This window comes from Streptomyces sp. NPDC001381, assembly GCF_042895685.1.
Lineage (GTDB): Bacteria > Actinomycetota > Actinomycetes > Streptomycetales > Streptomycetaceae > Streptomyces.
Map to the genome: position 1 here is coordinate 46,070 of NZ_JBIAWO010000008.1, position 16,990 is coordinate 63,059.

Annotated in this window: 14 protein-coding genes; 10 read left to right on the forward strand and 4 right to left on the reverse strand. The window is 73.9% G+C overall.

The features are described from left to right. The first annotated feature begins 164 nt into the window (after nt 1-164). The 7 genes from ACFY2L_RS29780 to ACFY2L_RS29810 all read left to right on the forward strand — a co-directional run bounded on the left by ACFY2L_RS29780 (nt 165) and on the right by ACFY2L_RS29810 (nt 8,161). Nucleotides 165-1,484: a radical SAM protein gene (locus ACFY2L_RS29780; protein ID WP_390662503.1), complete on the forward strand. Its 1,320-nt coding sequence runs from the start codon at nt 165-167 to the stop codon at nt 1,482-1,484. A 226-nt stretch (nt 1,485-1,710) separates the two neighbouring features. Beyond that, a complete protein-coding gene (locus tag ACFY2L_RS29785) occupies nt 1,711-3,189 on the forward strand; it encodes a cellulose binding domain-containing protein (RefSeq protein WP_390662502.1) in 1,479 nt (492 codons plus the stop codon). Nucleotides 3,190-3,310: 121 nt separating this feature from the next. Further along, on the forward strand, nt 3,311-3,736 hold the full coding sequence (locus ACFY2L_RS29790; protein ID WP_390662501.1) for a hypothetical protein: 426 nt from the start codon (nt 3,311-3,313) through the stop codon (nt 3,734-3,736). 269 nt (nt 3,737-4,005) lie between these two features. Beyond that, complete coding sequence (gene rsgA / locus ACFY2L_RS29795; protein WP_390662500.1) at nt 4,006-5,139, forward strand: ribosome small subunit-dependent GTPase A; 1,134 nt, start codon at nt 4,006-4,008, stop codon at nt 5,137-5,139. A 114-nt stretch (nt 5,140-5,253) separates the two neighbouring features. Further along, nucleotides 5,254-6,651, forward strand: coding sequence for a DNA-3-methyladenine glycosylase 2 family protein (locus ACFY2L_RS29800; RefSeq protein WP_390662499.1), 1,398 nt, complete (start codon nt 5,254-5,256; stop codon nt 6,649-6,651). Then, complete coding sequence (locus ACFY2L_RS29805) at nt 6,648-7,157, forward strand: methylated-DNA--[protein]-cysteine S-methyltransferase (protein WP_390662498.1); 510 nt, start codon at nt 6,648-6,650, stop codon at nt 7,155-7,157. Before ACFY2L_RS29800 ends, ACFY2L_RS29805 begins: the two co-directional genes overlap by 4 nt. Before the next feature lie 215 nt (nt 7,158-7,372). After that, entirely contained in the window at nt 7,373-8,161 is a 789-nt protein-coding gene (locus ACFY2L_RS29810; RefSeq protein WP_390662497.1) for a class I SAM-dependent methyltransferase, read from the forward strand. Here ACFY2L_RS29810 and ACFY2L_RS29815 read toward each other — a convergent pair. Both ACFY2L_RS29815 and ACFY2L_RS29820 read right to left on the reverse strand, forming a co-directional pair. Next, nucleotides 8,124-8,606, reverse strand: a complete 483-nt coding sequence (locus tag ACFY2L_RS29815; RefSeq protein ID WP_390662496.1) for a DUF456 domain-containing protein — start codon at nt 8,604-8,606, stop codon at nt 8,124-8,126. The genes ACFY2L_RS29810 and ACFY2L_RS29815 overlap by 38 nt on opposite strands. A 59-nt stretch (nt 8,607-8,665) precedes the next feature. After that, entirely contained in the window at nt 8,666-9,649 is a 984-nt protein-coding gene (locus ACFY2L_RS29820; protein WP_390823936.1) for a helix-turn-helix domain-containing protein, read from the reverse strand. Nucleotides 9,650-10,071: 422 nt separating this feature from the next. On the opposite strand from ACFY2L_RS29820, the gene ACFY2L_RS29825 reads away from it, so the two are divergent. From ACFY2L_RS29825 to ACFY2L_RS29835, 3 genes are all read left to right on the forward strand, one after another. Beyond that, nucleotides 10,072-11,832, forward strand: coding sequence for a protein phosphatase 2C domain-containing protein (locus ACFY2L_RS29825; protein ID WP_390823937.1), 1,761 nt, complete (start codon nt 10,072-10,074; stop codon nt 11,830-11,832). Between the two features lie 62 nt (nt 11,833-11,894). Then, nucleotides 11,895-13,637 (forward strand): pyruvate dehydrogenase, encoded by a 1,743-nt coding sequence (locus tag ACFY2L_RS29830; RefSeq protein ID WP_390823938.1) that lies wholly within the window; start codon nt 11,895-11,897, stop codon nt 13,635-13,637. Nucleotides 13,638-14,191: 554 nt separating this feature from the next. Continuing rightward, nucleotides 14,192-14,605 carry an ATP-binding protein gene (locus ACFY2L_RS29835; RefSeq protein ID WP_390662539.1) on the forward strand — a complete coding sequence of 138 codons (414 nt, stop codon included), beginning with the start codon at nt 14,192-14,194 and terminating at the stop codon, nt 14,603-14,605. A 74-nt stretch (nt 14,606-14,679) separates the two neighbouring features. Here ACFY2L_RS29835 and ACFY2L_RS29840 read toward each other — a convergent pair whose 3' ends face one another. Both ACFY2L_RS29840 and ACFY2L_RS29845 read right to left on the reverse strand, forming a co-directional pair. Continuing rightward, complete coding sequence (locus tag ACFY2L_RS29840) at nt 14,680-15,744, reverse strand: DUF2637 domain-containing protein (RefSeq protein ID WP_390662492.1); 1,065 nt, start codon at nt 15,742-15,744, stop codon at nt 14,680-14,682. 314 nt (nt 15,745-16,058) lie between these two features. Then, a complete protein-coding gene (locus tag ACFY2L_RS29845) occupies nt 16,059-16,907 on the reverse strand; it encodes a (2Fe-2S)-binding protein (RefSeq protein ID WP_390662491.1) in 849 nt (282 codons plus the stop codon). Between the last annotated feature and the right edge of the window lie 83 nt (nt 16,908-16,990).

The window sequence follows — 16,990 nt, forward strand, 5'->3', positions numbered from 1 at the left end:
GCCCGCCCTTCCCGAGGAGAACCGAGAACCAGGACCTTCCCGCGCACCGGGGAATTCCCAGGTCGAACCTACCGTGCCGGCAACACGAGGCCCCCCGCCCCCACCCCCGTGCCGCCGGGGGCATACCGTGAGGAGTCGTACGCCTGAGCCGGGAGGAGAGACGGATGGGCAGCCGTACCGCGCTGGTCGAGGATCTGATGGAGCGGTTTCCGCATGTTCCGCGGGAGGCCGTCTTCAAGGAGGACCTGCTGCGCGGGGGAGTGGCCTTCGACGCCTCCGCCCTCAGTGACAACGAGTCGGGCGAGGTGAAGCCGAAGTCGTACTTCATCTTCTCCTTCGACCACGGCACCCTGCCCGAGCTGGGCGAGGCCGCGCTGCGCCGCCCGCCGGAGGAGATCATCCTCACCGGCGGGCCGTACGACCTGCGGCGGACCGTCGTGTCCGTGCGGGTGAACCCGTCCTCGCCGTACCGGGTGGCGGCGGACGACGAGGGGCTCCTCGGGCTCTACCTCGACGGCAGGCGCGTCGCGGACGTCGGCGTGCCGCCCATGCCCGAGTACTACCGGCACACCCTGTCCAACGGGAAGTCCGTGATGGAGGTGGCCCCGACCATCCAGTGGGGCTACCTGATCTACCTGACCGTCTTCCGGGTCTGCCAGTACTTCGGCGCCAAGGAGGAGTGCCAGTACTGCGACATCAACCACAACTGGCGTCAGCACAAGGCGGCCGGCCGGCCCTACACCGGCGTCAAGGACGTCGAGGAGGTGCTGGAGGCCCTGGAGATCATCGACCGGTACGACACCGCGAAGGCGTCCACCGCCTACACCCTCACCGGCGGCGCCATCACCAAGACGGTCGCCGGGCGCGACGAGGCCGACTTCTACGGCCACTACGCCAAGGCCATCGAGGAGCGCTTCCCGGGCCGCTGGATCGGCAAGGTCGTGGCCCAGGCGCTGCCGCGCGACGACGTGCAGCGGTTCAAGGACTACGGCGTGCAGATCTACCACCCCAACTACGAGGTGTGGGACCGCCGGCTGTTCGAGCTGTACTGCCCGGGCAAGGAGCGCTACGTCGGCCGCGACGAGTGGCACAGGCGGATCCTCGACTCCGCCGAGGTGTTCGGCGCGCGCAACGTCATCCCCAACTTCGTGGCGGGCGTGGAGATGGCCGAGCCGTTCGGCTTCACCACTGTCGACGAGGCGATCGCGTCGACCACCGAGGGCCTGCGCTTCTTCATGTCGCACGGCATCACGCCCCGTTTCACCACCTGGTGCCCCGAGCCGACGACCCCGCTCGGCAAGGCCAACCCCCAGGGCGCGCCGCTGGAGTACCACATCCGTCTCCTCGAGGCCTACCGGGCCACGATGGACGACTTCGGCCTGTCCTCGCCCCCCGGCTACGGCCCGCCCGGACCCGGCCGCGCGGTGTTCTCCGTGAGTTCCTTCATGGACAGTCTTCCGGCGCAGGAGACGGCGGCCGTATAGTCCCGGCACCGCTGTTGAGCACAGAGCGGCCCGCGTCCGTACTAACCGGCGGAGCAATGGGCGCGGCCGCCTGCCGAACCCCTGTACGGACGTCCTTACATGACATCTGAACAGGGCGCTTGTCAGTTGTGTGAGAAACGTGAAATCCTCGGTCCCTGCCGCGAGGTTCCCCCCAACTCCATTGCCGCCATGGTGAGTTGACCTCGCATTTGGATGCAGGAGACCCATGCCCGACCTGCCGACCCCGAAGGACGCCGCGGAGGCCGCGCTGTTCTCCGAGTGCTGGGACGCCGTCCTGTCGTACGCGGACCTGTGCACGTCCGGTTCGACCGCGGCCAACCAGCTGGCCCGCGAGGCGTTCGCGCTCGGCATACACGAGGCCCGCGCCGCCGAGGACGGTACCGCGCGCAACGCCGGCCGCCGCTCCTCCCGGCTGCCCCGGATCCCCATGCTGCTGACCGCCGTACGCAACACGGCGGCCGCGTGGGAGGCCGAGGGACAGGGCCACAAACTCGACCCCGACCTGCGCCTGTGGCTCAACTCGGACAAGGCCTGGCGCTACACCGGCCCCCCGCTGAGCCGCCCCATCGCCCTGCGCGGACTGCGCGACATGGGAGAGGCGGACGCCACCCTGCTGTGGCTGGCGGAGGTGGAGGCGCTGCCGCTGCGCTCCGTCGTCCGCCGCCAGGGGCTGGACCCGGACGCCTCCGTAGAGGAACTGAACCAGGTCCGCGGACTGTTCCGGGACCGCTGCCACCGCAACCACCTCGACACGCCGATGAGCGCGGAGTGCCGCTCGTACGTCCGGCTGCTCGACGCCGTCACCCGCTCGCCCGGCGCCGAGACCCCCGACGACCTCTCCCGGCACCTCGCCACCTGCGTGGAGTGCGCCGAGGCCGCCGCCTGTCTGCGGCTGCACGGCGGCGGGCTGCCCGCCGCCCTCGCCGGCGGGGTCATCGGCTGGGGCGGCCTCGCCTACCTGGAGCGCCGCCGCCGGGCCGCCGAGGTCCGCCTGGGCGCCGGGCGCCCCGACGCGCCGGACCCGCAGGGCGAGGCGGAGCGGGCCGCCGCGGGCAAGGCACGGCTCCGGCGCAACGGACTGCTGCTGGCCGCCGTACTGGTCTCCGGAGCGGCGCTCGCCGTGTCGCTGATGCCGTTCGGCGGCGACGGCGACATGGAGACCGGCGCGCAGGGCGTCCCCACCGACACCACCCCGGTGGCCGGCTCCGCACGGCCGTCCACCGCTCCCGTGACCTCCGCCGCCCCGTCCTCCGCGTCCCCGGCGCCCACCGCCAGCGCCTCGCCAAGCGCGACCGACGACGAGAAGCCCGACCCCGAACCCCAGGGCACCACCTCGTCCACCGCCGGCCCGGGCGAAAGCCAGGACGCGGCCGTGTGCGAGGTCCACTACGACCTCGTCAACCAGTGGCCCGACGGCTTCCAGGCCACCGTGACGGTCACCTCCCCGACCGCCCTGGACTCCTGGCGGGTCGCCTGGTCCTTCGAGGACGGCCAGCGGGTCGACCAGATGTGGGACGCGAGCGTCGCCCAGAACGGCTCCCGCGTCACCGCGACCGCCGCCGACTACAACCGTTCCGTGCCCGCGGACGGCACCCTCTCCTTCGGCTTCCTCGCCTCCTGGCAGGACACCAACACGGCACCGTCCGGCTTCACCCTCAACGGGCAGGAGTGCACGGGCTCCTGAGGCCCGGCCACCTGGGACGAGCTCGCCCACGGCACCCCGACGACGCCGGGGTGTCCGGCTGCCACGCCCTGGGCGGTGACCTGCCCGGCGCCTGTCGATCCGGGAGTCCTCCGTCGACGGCATGGAACTGGTGCGGGAGGCGCCCCGGGTCGCGCGGGCGCTCGTCGACGTCGTCACCGGGGCGCGGCCGGAGAAAGGCCTGGAGAAGCTCCGTGACGAGCTCACCGCCGCGCTGAACTCCCGGCCCTGCCGGCCCGAGTCGCTCGCGCGACGCGTCGAACCCGTGCCTGGCGTGCCGCAGATGGTCGTCGGGGAAGCAGCCGCCAGTCTGTCCTTCGACGGCCGTCCGAGGGCGTTCGACCGGGGCGGGTTCGACGCCGTGCTGTCCCGCGTGGACGTCCTGCCCGACGACATGGCACCGGCCGCCGACGAACCCCACCTCGTCTTCGGCGACTTCGGCGAGCCCGCCGAGGGCGATCCGGCACCCGGCGACCTCCCTCAGGCCGAAGGCCCGGACAGGTCCGGCCACTTGGACATCGGCATCTGAGCCGGCGATCCGGGCCCGCCGAACCCCCGTCGAGGAAAAAAGCGTTGGCATCGCGGCGCCCCCGTCCCCTACGCTCTGCACCGCAAGCCGTCAACTGAGCGTCAGCTCGCGCAGAACAGGAGGTGAGGACCGTGATGACCGTCGTTGCGCCGGGTGCTCCCCGGACCCAGAAGCTCATCCATCCCACCCCCGCGGTCTCCGGCTGACCACTCGGACACATACGCGCGCCCGTGAGCGCGCCGCCGGGGCCGCCCTGTGAAGGGTCTCCCTTGCATCACTCCTCTTTTCCGGATGCTTCGGCTTCGTCGCACGCTCTCGTCGCCCACGGCTGGGACGCGGGCTGGGAAGCCGAGTTCGCTCCCCATGCCGAGCGGGGTCTCCTGCCCGGTCGTGTCGTGCGGGTCGACCGCGGGCTGTGCGACGTCGTGACCGCGGCCGGCACCGTCCGCGCCGACACCGAGTTCGTCGTCCCCCGTGACCCGCTGAAGGTCGTCTGCACCGGGGACTGGGTCGCCCTCGACCCCGAGGGCGCCGATCCGCGGTACGTGCGGACCCTGCTGCCCCGTCGCACCGCCTTCGTCCGCTCCACCTCCTCCAAGCGGTCCGAGGGGCAGATCCTCGCCGCCAACGTCGACCACGCCCTGGTGGCGATGTCCCTGGCCGTCGAACTCGACCTCGGCCGCGTCGAACGGTTCCTGGCGCTCGCCTGGGAGTCCGGCGCGCAGCCCGTCGTCGTGCTCACCAAGGCCGACCTGGTACCCGACCCGGTCACGCTGGCGCACCTCGTCCAGGACGTCGGGACCAGCGCGCCCGGCGTGCCGGTGCTCACCGTCTGCGCCCGCGACGGGGAGGGCGTCGAGGAACTCGCCGGGCTGCTCGGGCGGGGCACGGCCGTGCTGCTCGGGGCGTCCGGCGCGGGCAAGTCCACGCTGGCGAACGCGCTCGCCGGCGTGGACGTGATGGACGTCCGGGCCACCCGCGACCAGGACGGCAAGGGACGGCACACCACCACCACCCGCAATCTGCTGCCGCTGCCCGGCGGGGGCGTCCTCATCGACACGCCCGGACTGCGCGGGGTCGGGCTGTGGGACGCCGGCAGCGGGGTCGGGCAGGTGTTCGCGGAGATCGAGGAACTGGCCCGCGGCTGCCGGTTCCACGACTGCGCGCACGAATCGGAACCGGGGTGCGCGGTGCGCGCCGCCGTCGAGGACGGGGAACTGCCCCCGCGGCGGCTGGAGAGCTACCGCAAGCTCGTGCGCGAGAACCAGTGGATCGTCGCCAAGTCCGACGCCCGGGTACGGGCCGACGTCCGCCAGGACTGGAAGCGCAAGCAGGCGGAGGGCCGGGCGGCGGGGGACGCCAAGCGGGGCCGGAGCCCCTGGCGGCCCGCCCCTCCCCGCTGACCGGCGGCCGCCGCGTCCGGTGACCGGCGCACCCCCGCCGGTCACCGTTCCCGCCCCACCGTCACGTCCGATTTCCGCTAGCGGGGTTCCCGTCACGGGCGAAGACTGGGACCCATGACGGGCCAGGACACCAGATACGGCACGCCGTACGACACCAGGTACGAGGCGGTGCGCAGCCGGGACGCCCGGTTCGACGGGGAGTTCTTCTTCGCCGTCGCGACGACCGGCATCTACTGCCGGCCCAGCTGCCCCGCCGTCACCCCGAAGCGCCACAACGTGCGCTTCTTCCCGACGGCCGCCGCCGCGCAGGGCTCGGGCTTCCGGGCCTGCCGGCGGTGCCGCCCGGACGCCGTGCCCGGCTCGGCCGAGTGGAACGTGCGCGCCGACGTCGTGGGCCGCGCCATGCGGCTGATCGGCGACGGGGTCGTGGACCGGGAGGGCGTCGCCGGTCTCGCCGTACGGCTCGGCTACAGCGCCCGCCAGGTGCAGCGCCAGCTGACCGCCGAACTCGGCGCCGGCCCCGTCGCCCTCGCCCGCGCCCAGCGCGCCCACACCGCGCGGGTCCTCCTCCAGACCACCGGCCTGCCGGTCACGGAGATCGCGTTCGCGTCCGGGTTCGCCAGCGTGCGCCAGTTCAACGACACGGTCCGCGCCGTGTACGCGGCGACCCCGACCGAGCTGCGGGCCGCCGTCCGCACCTCCCGGCGTACGGCCACCCCGTCCGCCGGGATCCCGCTGCGGCTCGCCCACCGCGGCCCCTACCACGCGGCCTCCGTGTTCGACCTGCTGGAGCGGGAGGCCGTGGCCGGGGTGGAGGAGGTGAGCGGACCGGCCGGCGGGCGCACCTACCGCCGTACGCTCCGCCTGCCCCACGGCACCGGGATCGCCGCCGTCGACGAGCGGCCGGGCGATCCGGGCCGCGCCTCGGCGCTCCACCCCGGCGGCTGGCTCGACGCCCGGCTGCACCTCACCGACCCGCGCGACCTCACCACCGCCGTCCAGCGGCTGCGCCGGCTGTTCGACCTCGACGCCGACCCGTACGCCGTCGACGCCCGCCTCGGTGCCGATCCACGGCTCGCCCCCCTGGTCGCCGCCCGGCCCGGGCTGCGCGCCCCGGGAGCGGCCGACCCGGAGGAGTACGCCGTACGGGCCCTGGTCGGCCGGGCCGGGGCCGAGCGGCTGGTCCGCGCGCACGGCAAGGCCCTGGACGCGTCCCGCGGCACCCTCACCCATCTCTTCCCGGAACCGGCCGCCCTGACGGGGGCCGTCGGCCCGCTCGCCGTCGCCCTCGCGGACGGCGCCGTACGCCTCGACCCGGGCACCGACCGGGACGACGCCGAGGCCGCCCTGCTCGCCGTGCCCGGGCTGGACGCCCGTACCGTGGCGGCGATCCGGGCCCGCGCCCTCGGCGACCCCGACGTCGCGCCGCCCGGCGCGGACGTACCCGACAGCTGGCGTCCCTGGCGGACGTACGCCCTTCACCACCTGCGTGCAGCGGAGGAAACCCCATGACCCCCAAGCCGGCGAACGCGCCCGTGTACTGGACCGGCGTCGCCAGTCCGCTCGGCACCCTGCTCCTGACCGCCGGCCCCGACGGCGCGCTGACCTCGCTCTCCGTGCCCGGGCAGAAGGGCGGACGCACCGTGCTGGACGACTGGCGGCACGACCCGGGCCCCTTCCGCGCCGCCGAGGAACAGCTCGCCGCCTACTTCGCCGCCGAGCTGAAGGAGTTCCGCCTGGAACTGCGGGCCGAGGGCACGGAGTTCCGCGAACGGGTGTGGGCGGCCCTCGACACCGTCCCCTACGGGGCGACCACCACGTACGGCGAGATCGCCGCCCGCGTCGGTGCCTCCCGGGCGGCCGTCCGGGCCGTCGGCGGGGCGATCGGCGCGAACCCGCTGCTCGTCCTGCGCCCCTGCCACCGGGTGATCGGCGCCGACGGCTCGCTCACGGGCTACGCCGGCGGCCTGGAGCGCAAGATCCGGCTCCTCGAGCTCGAAGGGGTGGCGCGCTGGTGAGAAAAGTGCCGTCGGCGGTCGCGCGACAGGCCTCGTGACGGCCCTCGGCGGGGCTCCGGAACCCGGTCCGCGGCCCCGGCGGGCACCGGGTCCCCGCCCCGCGCCGGGGGCCGTCAGACACGCGAGGGCGCCCGCCCGCCACCCCTCCTGAGCTGGCCTTTCGTGCCTTCCGCGCCTAGGTTCTCCCCATCGCCGCGGGCAGAAGGGGGAACGGCATGGACCGTCACATACGTACGGTGGACGACGTGTTGAGGCTGCTGGACGGCCTGTTCGCGCCGGACGCCGACCGCTGGACGAGCGGCGCGGCCTCCTGGTGGGACGGCTTCTACGCGGACCGCGACCGGCCGGTGCCGTTCTTCGCGGCGAAGCCGGACGAGAACCTGGTCTCCTACCTCGACCGGGGGCTCATCTCCCCGGGCCGCGCCCTCGACCTGGGCTGCGGGCCCGGCCGCAACGCCCTCCACCTCGCCTCCCGCGGCTTCGAGGTGGACGCCGTGGACCTCTCCCCGGCCGCCCTGGCCTGGGCGCGGGACCGGGCCCGTGAGGCGGGGGCCGACATCCGGTTCCACTGCGGCGACGCCTTCGCCCTCACCCCGGACGGCGCCGGCCCCGGCGGCCCGTACGACCTGATCCACGACTCCGGCTGCTTCCACCACCTGCCCCCGCACCGCCGCATCAGCTACCTCGCCCTGCTCGACCGCGCCCTGGCGCCGGGCGGCCACCTCTCCCTCACCTGCTTCGCCGCCGGCCGGATGGGCTCGGAACTCCCCGACGAGGCCTTCTACCGCCAGTCCCGCCTCCACGGCGGCCTCGCCTACACACCGGAGTCCCTGCGGCGGATCTTCTCCGGCCTGACCGAGATCGAGCTCCGCCCGATGCGCGACGAGCCCCCCGCGTCCGCGCACTTCGGCGAGGCCTTTCTGTGGACGGCCCTGTTCCGCCGTCCCGAGCAGCCGGCGAAGGGATTCACCCCCACAGCACCGCCCCCAGCCACGCACCCGTGATCAGCAGGCAGGTGAACAGTTCCGCCAGGACGCTCCAGCCGCCCGAGCGCATGGCCCGGCGCAGCGCCGCGCGGGCCTCGCCGCTGCGGCCCAGGCGCAGCCGCTCGCAGAGGTAGACACCGCCCAGGAAGCCGGGGATCGTGCCGACCACGGGCAGCAGGAAGAACCCGAGGAACGCCCCGGCCCCGGCGTACACCGCCATCCGGGGCGTCGCGCCGCTCTCCCGCAGCCGGCGGGGCGGGAGCGCCCAGCGGACCACCTGGCTCAGCATCAGCGCGGCCGTGGCGCCCACGAGCACCCACCAGGCGACCGGCTGCGGATCCTTCAGCGCCCACCACAGGACCGCGGACCACACCAGCCACGACCCCGGCACACCGGGCACCAGCACTCCGCACAGGCCGAGCAGCAGGACCAGACCGACCAGCAGGAGTTCCCACGCTCCCATCTGCCCAGAGTGCCGGAGTCCCGGGGAACACGCAGGTCAAGAGGTACGCGGGCGCGGGGCTACCGCTCTCGGGTCACCCAGCCGCGCTCGTGCGCGACCCAGCCCAGTTGGAGCCGGGTCGACACCCCCGTCAGCTCCATCAGGCCCTTCACCCGGCGCTGTACGGTCCGCAGCCCCAGGTCCAGCTGTTTGGCGACGCTCGCGTCGGTCAGCCCGGCCAGCAGCAGGGACAGGATCTCCAGATCGGTGGCGTCGGGCCCGTGCGGTTCCCGCTCCACCACCCCGTCGGCGCCCAGCCCCAGCGGCAGGGCCTCCCGCCACACCGACTCGAACAGGCCCGACAGGAGTTCGAGGAGTCCGCTGGCGTGCACCACCAGCGCGGCGGGCTCCGCCGAGCGGCCGGTCAGCGGGACGAGGGCCAGTGAACGGTCGGCCACGACCAGTTTCGTCGGCACCCGGTCCACCAGCCGCACCTGTTCGTCGCGGCCGAGCGCGGCGGTCAGTTCCGTGAGGCCCTGCGGCTGGTGGAGCACCTCCCGTTCGAGGACGACGCGGTAGCGCACCCCGCGCTCGGCCGCCCGCTCCTCCGCGTCGTTCTCCGCCCCGGTCACGGCCACCGGGGTGCCGGTGACCAGCGCGCACACCTCGTCGCTCGCCCCCAGCTGGATCTGCAGGAACCGCTGGGAGACCGCCGCCGCACCCGTCACCACCTCGACCAGGTCGTGCACGGACGGTTCGGCGGCCGCCGCCCGGTACTCCTCGGCGAGCAGCGCGGCCGCCAGCTCCGCCTGCTCCAGCTCGTGCCGGTGCTGGGTGAGCAGCGCGCCCAGCGCGACACCCGGCGGCGCGGCGACCCAGCGGCCGGGGCGGCCCGAGGACTGCGCCACCAGACCGTGCCGCTCCAGACGGCGCAGGGCACGCTCGGTGTCGTACTCGCCGAGGGCCAGGCGGCGGGCCAGATCGGGTACGTCGGCGGCGCCCACCGACACCAGCGCCCGGTACGCCGACTCGTGCGTCCCGTCGAGTCCAATCGCTCCCAGCATCGGGTGCGGTCCCTTCTCCGGCAGTCCAGGGGTGGCGGGAAACGGCCACGGCGTAAACCCGCCGCCGTACATCATCGCCGTACCGCGGATCACTCTGCCAAGGTGTGGCCACGGCGGGAAGACGTGATCATCCACGGGGATCCGGGGGGATTCGACGGGGGATCCCCGGGAGATCCACGGGGACGCCGTGCACACTCCGGCGCCGGGCCGTGCTCCGGCCCGGACGTGGTCCGGGCTCATGACGCGCAGGGGCGCGCAGGGGAACTGAGTCCGGATCACCTGGAGGTCGCCGGGCGGTTCTCCCGTGGGGGGGGTGGAACCGCCCGGCGGTCGGCGCCGCGCGCCCCGTACGCATGTGCGACGGTGGTGCATTTTCCGGATGCCCCGTTCCCACACGGCCCGTGCGGTGGACAATCAGGGGCATGAGCCAGCAGGGGGGAAGGCCCACCGGTCCCGAGGACGACTGGTGGGGGCAGCTGTACGACGACTCCACCGCGGACACGGGCCCCGCGCCCACCGCCGACTCCCTCGACGACCATTTCGCCTCGGCGGCGGGGGCGGTGCGTTCGGAGGGGCCGGTGGACCGGGTGCCGGAGTCCCGTACGGAAGACGTCGTACGGGACGGGCGGGAGGACTGGTGGCTGCCCGAGGCCCCGGCGCCGTCGCCCGTACCGCCCCGGGCCGCGGTTCCCCCGCCACGCAACGGCACCCCGGCCGCGGCGGCCCCCGGCCACGACACGGACCCGGCCCCCGCGAACCCACCGTCCACCGGTCCGACGCCGGCCTTCCCGCCCGAGCCGACCGCCGATCCCGCGTCGGCTCCCCCCACCGCTGAGGCCGGGCCCGCGCGGTCCGTCGGGCCCGCGTCGGCTCCCCCCACCGCTGATGCCGGGACCACACAGGCCGCCTCACCCCCCGGTCCCGCACCGACTCCCGCCCCCGGCCGGCCGAGCCGCCCCGGCGCCCCCGCGGAGCCCCCGCCCGGCAGACCCCCCGCAGCAACGGCCTTCCCGCCCGGCACACCCCCCGTACCCACGACCGTGCCGCCCGGCCCGCTGCCCCAGGGCTTCACGCACCAGCCCCCCGCGGGCCCCCCGCCCAAGTCACCGTCGGCCGACGCCCCCTCCGGCTCCGCCTCCGCCGCCCCTCCGGCCCCCCTCACGTCCCCCGCGCCCCGCGCGGCCCGGACCGGCGCCGCCCCCGGCCTCCCCGCCCTGCCGGACGGGGCCTACGTCGGCTCCCGTCCGCCCACCTACGACGCCGAGCCCACCGCCCTCCCGCCCGCCGACCCGGACCGACTCGACGACCTGGTCGCCGACACCGTGCTGGACGGGGCCCGGTACGGGGCCTGTGCGCTGCGTGCCGCGTCCGTGCGGGGCGATTCCGCGCGGTACCGGGGCGAGCCGCGCCGGGACGCCCTGCTCACCGCCCGTTTCGGCACGGGTGAGGAGGCGCTGCTGCTGGTCGCGATGGCGACCGGCGCGCGGGCCACGCGGGGCGCGCACCGGGCGGCCGCCGAGGCGTGCCGGTGGATCGGGCGGGCCGTGGGCCGCAGTCACCTCCGGCTGGCGCAGGACATCAGGGCCGCCCGGCGCGGCGACCTGAAGTCCGGCCTGCACCGTCTGACCGACCGCAGCCTCGGCCGGCTCCGGGCCAGCGCCGCCGAACAGGGCCTGGAGCCCGAGGAGTACACGGCCACCCTGCGCTGTCTGCTGCTGCCCGCCGACCCCGAGTGCCGTACGCGCGTCTTCTTCGGGGTGGGCGACGGCGGGCTGTTCCGGCTGCGCGGCGGCGAGTGGCAGGACATCGAGCCGCAGCCCGGTGAGATCGCCGGGGAGCCCGTCGTCGGGTTCGGGGGGCTGCCCGCCGAGGCACCCGAGGGCGACCGGCTCACCATGGACCTCGGCATCCCGACCCCGCCGAGCCCCTACGACCCGCCGCCCGAGCCGCCCCGTGCCCCCTTCCGCTTCCGCGCCTCCGTAGCCCGGCCGGGTGACACCCTGCTGATGTGCACGGGCGGGCTCGCCGACCCGCTGCGCGGCGAGCCCGAACTCTCCGCCCACCTCGGGGAGCGCTGGTCGGACCCCACCCCGCCCGGTCTGGCCGCGTTCCTCGCCGACACCCAGGTGCGGGTCAAGGGCTACGCCGACGACCGTACGGCGGCGGCCGTCTGGGAGGCGTAACCGCACCGCCGCGGCCACTGTGGAGGGATGGACCCGAGGAGACCGAAGGGGTGCGTCCATCCATGGCCAAGCAGACCATCGCCGAACAGTTCGTGGACACCCTCGCCCGCGCCGGGGTCAGACGCCTGTACGGCGTGGTCGGGGACAGCCTCAACCCCGTGGTGGACGCGGTGCGCCGCAACTCCGCCGTCGAGTGGATCCAGGTACGCCACGAGGAGACCGCCGCCTTCGCGGCCGGCGCCGAGGCGCAGATCACCGGCCGGCTGGCGGCCTGCGCGGGCTCCTGCGGCCCCGGCAACCTGCACCTCATCAACGGTCTCTACGACGCCCACCGTTCCATGGCCCCGGTCCTCGCCCTCGCCTCCCACATCCCCTCCGCCGAGATCGGCCTGGGCTACTTCCAGGAGACCCATCCCGACCAGCTGTTCCGCGAGTGCAGCCACTACTGCGAACTGATCTCCAGCCCCAAGCAGATGCCGCGGCTGCTGCACACCGCCATCCAGAACGCGGTCGGCCGCGGCGGCGTCAGCGTGGTCTCCCTCCCCGGTGACATCGCCGCCGCACCCGCGCCCGAGAAGGCCGCCAAGTCCGCACTCGTCACCACCCGGCCCACCGTGCGCCCCGGCGACGCCGAGATCGACGCACTGGTCCGGATGATCGACGAGGCCGGAAGGGTCACCCTGTTCTGCGGCAGCGGCACGGCCGGCGCGCACGCCGAGGTCATGGAGTTCGCCGGGAAGATCAAGTCGCCGGTGGGACACGCCCTGCGCGGCAAGGAGTTCATCCAGTACGACAACCCGTACGACGTCGGGATGAGCGGGCTCCTCGGGTACGGCGCCGCCTATGAGGCGACCCACGAGTGCGACCTGCTGATCCTGCTCGGCACCGACTTCCCGTACAACGCCTTCCTTCCCGACGACGTACGGATCGCCCAGGTCGACGTCCGGCCCGAACACCTGGGCCGCCGCTCCCGGCTGGACCTCGCCGTGTGGGGCGACGTGCGCGAGACGCTGCGCTGTCTCATCCCGAGGGTGCGGCCCAAGGACGACCGGCGGTTCCTCGACCGGATGCTGAAGAAGCACGCGGACGCGCTGGAGGGGGTGGTGAGGGCGTACACGCGGAAGGCCGAGAAGCACGTTCCCCTGCATCCCGAGTACGTCGCCGCCGTCGTCGACGAACTCGCGGACGACGACGCGGTGTTCACGGTCGACACCGGGATGTGCAACGTGTGGGCGGCCCGCTACCTCACCCCCAACGGGCGCCGGCGGGTGATCGGTTCGTTCTCGCACGGCTCCATGGCGAACGCGCTGCCCATGGCGATCGGAGCCCAGTTCACCGACCGCCGCCGCCAGGTCGTGTCGATGTCCGGCGACGGCGGTTTCACCATGCTGATGGGCGACTTCCTGACGCTGGTGCAGTACGACCTGCCGGTGAAGGTCGTCCTGTTCAACAACTCCGCCCTGAGCATGGTCGAGTTGGAGATGCTGGTCGCGGGACTGCCCTCGTACGGCATCACCAACAAGAACCCGGACTTCGCCGAGGTCGCCCGTGCCTGCGGCGTCTTCGCGCTGCGCGTGGAGAAGCCCAAGCACCTCGCCGGCGCGCTGAAGTCCGCCTTCCGGCACAAGGGTCCGGCTCTCGTCGACGTCGTCACCGACCCCAACGCCCTGTCCATCCCGCCGAAGATCAGCGCCGAGATGGTGACGGGGTTCGCCCTGTCCGCCTCGAAGATCGTTCTGGACGGCGGCGTCGGCCGGATGCTCCAGATGGCCCGCTCCAACCTCCGCAACGTGCCGCGTCCCTAGGTCGTCACCTTCCCGTCGTCGCGCGGAGGGCGGTCGCGCGGAGGCGTGCCAGGAGCGCGGTGGTCCGCCGGCGGCGCTCGGGAGCGGAGGGCCGGGGGCCGGGACGCCGCCACGACCCACCGGATTCCGGCCAACTTCGCCGGATGACGCAGGTGCGCGGGCGCACGCCCCTTCGACGGGCGTCCGTGCCGTCGAACAGCCGTGCCTCCGGCCGGAATCGGGTCCGGGACGGGTGCCGCGGTCGCGCCACGGGCTTCGTACCGGTGTCCGGCGGGGTACGGACGTGGCGCGGACGTCCTCCTCGCCGGTCCGGACCGTGCCGCGCGACCCGTACAGGCCCCCGGGTGCGCCCCCGAGGGCCCGCCGAACATGGCCGAACACCCGGGCGTGGGCGAGCGGAGATGACTGGCGCCGTGCCCATCGGGCATGGATCCCCGTGAACGTGTTCGAGCAGGAGGGAAACCGACATCGGCACGCGGGCGGGGGTCATGAAGAGGCAGGCACGAGGCAGCGGTCCGACGGTGATCGCGGGCACCTCGGCGGCAGAGCGGCACATGGAGACCGCGGAGGGGGACGACACCGTAGACGCACAGCTCAACCGCAGACTCGGACGGGCGGACCTGCGGGCGGTGCCCGAGGCGCGCCGAGCGCTGCGCGAGCTGTTGCGGGGCTGGGGCAAGCCCGGCCGCTCCGAGACGGCGGAACTGCTCACCAGCGAGCTCGTCACCAACGCGCTCGTGCACACCGACGACGAAGCGGTCCTGACGGCCACCGTGTCACCGGCCGGCCTCAGGGTGGAGGTGCGGGACTCGGTGCCGGGCCGCCCGCGGCCGTGCGTCCCGAACACGGGCGACGGCACGCACGGGCGGGGCCTGGTCCTGGTGCAGTCCCTCGCGGACTCCTGGGGGGTCCGGGTGCAGGGGGCCGGGAAGGTCGTCTGGTTCGAGCTGGCCGCCGGAGCGGCCTGAACCGGGAACGGACACGGGAAGGGGGCGCGACCTCGGCGGTCGCGCCCCCTTCCCGTGATGTCACTGGCCGGCCGTCAGCCGAACTGCTGCTCCAGGTCCTTGAGCTTGCGCTCCAGGGAGTCGAGCCGCGGCAGGGCCATGGTGTCGTCCTCCGCCGTGAGGTCGACGGTGTGCGACTCGGAGGACTGGCGAACGGGCTGCAGGGACGGCCGTGAGCGCACCGGCAGCTGCTCCGCCGAGTTCGCTATGGCAGGCTCCGCGGAAACACGCTCGGCGGTCGCCCGCTCCAGGGCCGCCTGGGCCTCCACCTGACGGCCACCGCCACCGCCGCCGCCCCGGCCGGGGAAGCGGCCGTGGCCGCGGCTGATCGCCTTCAGCTGGGCCCGCTCGACCCGCTGCTGCTCGCGGCGGCGCAGCTTGGTCTCCTCCTTGCGGGCCTTGTCCTCACGGACCTCCTCGACGGCCTCGTCCAGGCTGCGCACACCCTCCAGGAGCATCAGCGACCACGCCTTGTAGGTCTCGCGGGGGGCCCGCACCCAGCGCACCACGCGGATCTGCGGCAGCGGACGGGGCACCAGGCCCTGCTCGCGCAGCGCGGCGCGGCGGGTCTGCTTCAGCGCCCGGTCGAACAGCACCGCCGCCGACAGGGACATGCCGGCGAAGAAGTGCGGGGCGCCCGCGTGACCCAGACCCCTGGGCGCGTGCACCCAGTTGAACCAGGCGGCGGCACCGGCGAAGGTCCACACGAGTATCCGGGAGCCGAGCGCCGCGTCACCGTGGGACGCCTCGCGCACCGCGAGGACGGAACAGAACATCGCCGCCCCGTCCAGGCCGAACGGCACCAGGTACTCCCAGCCCCCGGAGAGGCCGAGGTTCTGTTCGCCGAAGCCGACCAGGCCGTGGAAGGAGAGGGCGGCGGCCACGGCCGCACAGCAGAACAGAAGGACGTAGGAGGCGGTGCCGTATATGGCCTCCTTGCGCCTGCGGCGCTCCTCGCTGCGCTCCCACGAGTCGTCCGCGCTCGCGTTCTCCCCGGAGGAGCGCTTGCCGCGCGCGAGCACCGCCACCGCCGCCAGCATGCCCAGGAGCAGTACGGCGCCCGGAAGCAGCCAGTTCAGCGATATGTCGGTCAGTCTCATCTGGGGTCCCTTGCATTGGGATAGGGCGTAACGCCCGCCATAGTGGCCCAATCCCGCCGTCCCTCAGGGGGTTTCGGGGCAAGAGGCCGCCAAGGAAGTGCAAGGGGATGCCCAGGGCGACGTTCTGCTCGAACTGCCGCTTGAGGGGCGGGAGTTGAGTTCGAATAAGACTACCCGTACGGGTGGTTCCACGGAAAGTTCCCGTGACGAGTGAGGAATATGTGAAACAGCTGTAACCGTAGGGGGAGTCCCGTCCGGGGTGATCTTACGTGATCCCTACGGCCGTCCGGTCGCCGGGGGTGTCTGAGGGGAACTCAACTGGCGGCGGACGCCGTGAGCTTGCCGACCCGGTCGGCGTCGCAGGTGCGCGGGCAGGTGGCGCAGGTGTCCTCGGGGCGCACCGTGTAGAACATGCAGCAGCTCGCCCGGTCCCGGGTGGGCAGCGACTGGCCGTCCGGACCCGTCAGTTCACGGAAGGCCGCCGAGCCGACGTAGGGCTTCGTGGCGCCCGGCAGCAGCAGTTCCAGTTCGTGGCGGGCCCGTTCCTGCTCGCCCTCGCCGAACAGGTGCGCGACGTACCAGAGGCCCTCGACGATCTCGTCGGTCACCATGCCCCACAGGGCGCGCCCGCGCCGCCGTGCGCGCGGCCCGAAGCCGGCGAGCACCGGCTCGTGGTGCTCGGCCACCGCCGCCCGCACCTCGGCCCGCAGCGCCTCCTCGTCCGGGACCACCCGGGCGCCGGGCAGGGCCGCCGCCGGATCGCCCGGCAGGCAGGCGAACGACGACGGCGGGCGTACGGCCATCCGCATGCCCTCGCCGGTGCGGTCGTACGAGACGTGCGTCACGGGATAGCGCGGCACCCGGCGGTGCAGGAACCAGGGCACGGTGATCAGCAGACAGGCCGGCCAGGCGTAGCGGTGCAGTCCGAAGCTCGCGATGACGTCCGGGCGCGCCTGCTGCCCGTAGTCCCGTACGACCTGGGCGTCGTCCCAGGCCAGGAAGGCGTCCAGGGCCGCCCCGCCCGCGGCGAGGTCCGTCGCGGCGACCCAGCCGCCGCCCCGCGGAGCCGGTCCGCCCGGCGCCAGCTCCATGACGGTCAGGCCCGGGAAGGCCTCCATGAGGCGGGCGTACGACTCGGCTGTGACCGACGGGACTGAGGGCATGCCGGGACCACCGTTTCGGGAGTGACGGAAGGGGCGACGAGGGAGCGAAGGGCCCTTCATTGAAGGTAAGCCTAACCTTACCC

Coding starts and splice junctions, on each gene's coding strand:
- ACFY2L_RS29780 (WP_390662503.1), top strand. CDS start 165: ATGGGCAGCCGTACCGCGCTGGTCGAGGATCTGATGGAGCGGTTTCCG.
- ACFY2L_RS29785 (WP_390662502.1), top strand. CDS start 1,711: ATGCCCGACCTGCCGACCCCGAAGGACGCCGCGGAGGCCGCGCTGTTC.
- ACFY2L_RS29790 (WP_390662501.1), top strand. CDS start 3,311: ATGGAACTGGTGCGGGAGGCGCCCCGGGTCGCGCGGGCGCTCGTCGAC.
- ACFY2L_RS29800 (WP_390662499.1), top strand. CDS start 5,254: ATGACGGGCCAGGACACCAGATACGGCACGCCGTACGACACCAGGTAC.
- ACFY2L_RS29805 (WP_390662498.1), top strand. CDS start 6,648: ATGACCCCCAAGCCGGCGAACGCGCCCGTGTACTGGACCGGCGTCGCC.
- ACFY2L_RS29810 (WP_390662497.1), top strand. CDS start 7,373: ATGGACCGTCACATACGTACGGTGGACGACGTGTTGAGGCTGCTGGAC.
- ACFY2L_RS29815 (WP_390662496.1), bottom strand. CDS start 8,606: ATGGGAGCGTGGGAACTCCTGCTGGTCGGTCTGGTCCTGCTGCTCGGC.
- ACFY2L_RS29820 (WP_390823936.1), bottom strand. CDS start 9,649: ATGCTGGGAGCGATTGGACTCGACGGGACGCACGAGTCGGCGTACCGG.
- ACFY2L_RS29825 (WP_390823937.1), top strand. CDS start 10,072: ATGAGCCAGCAGGGGGGAAGGCCCACCGGTCCCGAGGACGACTGGTGG.
- ACFY2L_RS29830 (WP_390823938.1), top strand. CDS start 11,895: ATGGCCAAGCAGACCATCGCCGAACAGTTCGTGGACACCCTCGCCCGC.
- ACFY2L_RS29835 (WP_390662539.1), top strand. CDS start 14,192: ATGGAGACCGCGGAGGGGGACGACACCGTAGACGCACAGCTCAACCGC.
- ACFY2L_RS29840 (WP_390662492.1), bottom strand. CDS start 15,744: ATGAGACTGACCGACATATCGCTGAACTGGCTGCTTCCGGGCGCCGTA.
- ACFY2L_RS29845 (WP_390662491.1), bottom strand. CDS start 16,907: ATGCCCTCAGTCCCGTCGGTCACAGCCGAGTCGTACGCCCGCCTCATG.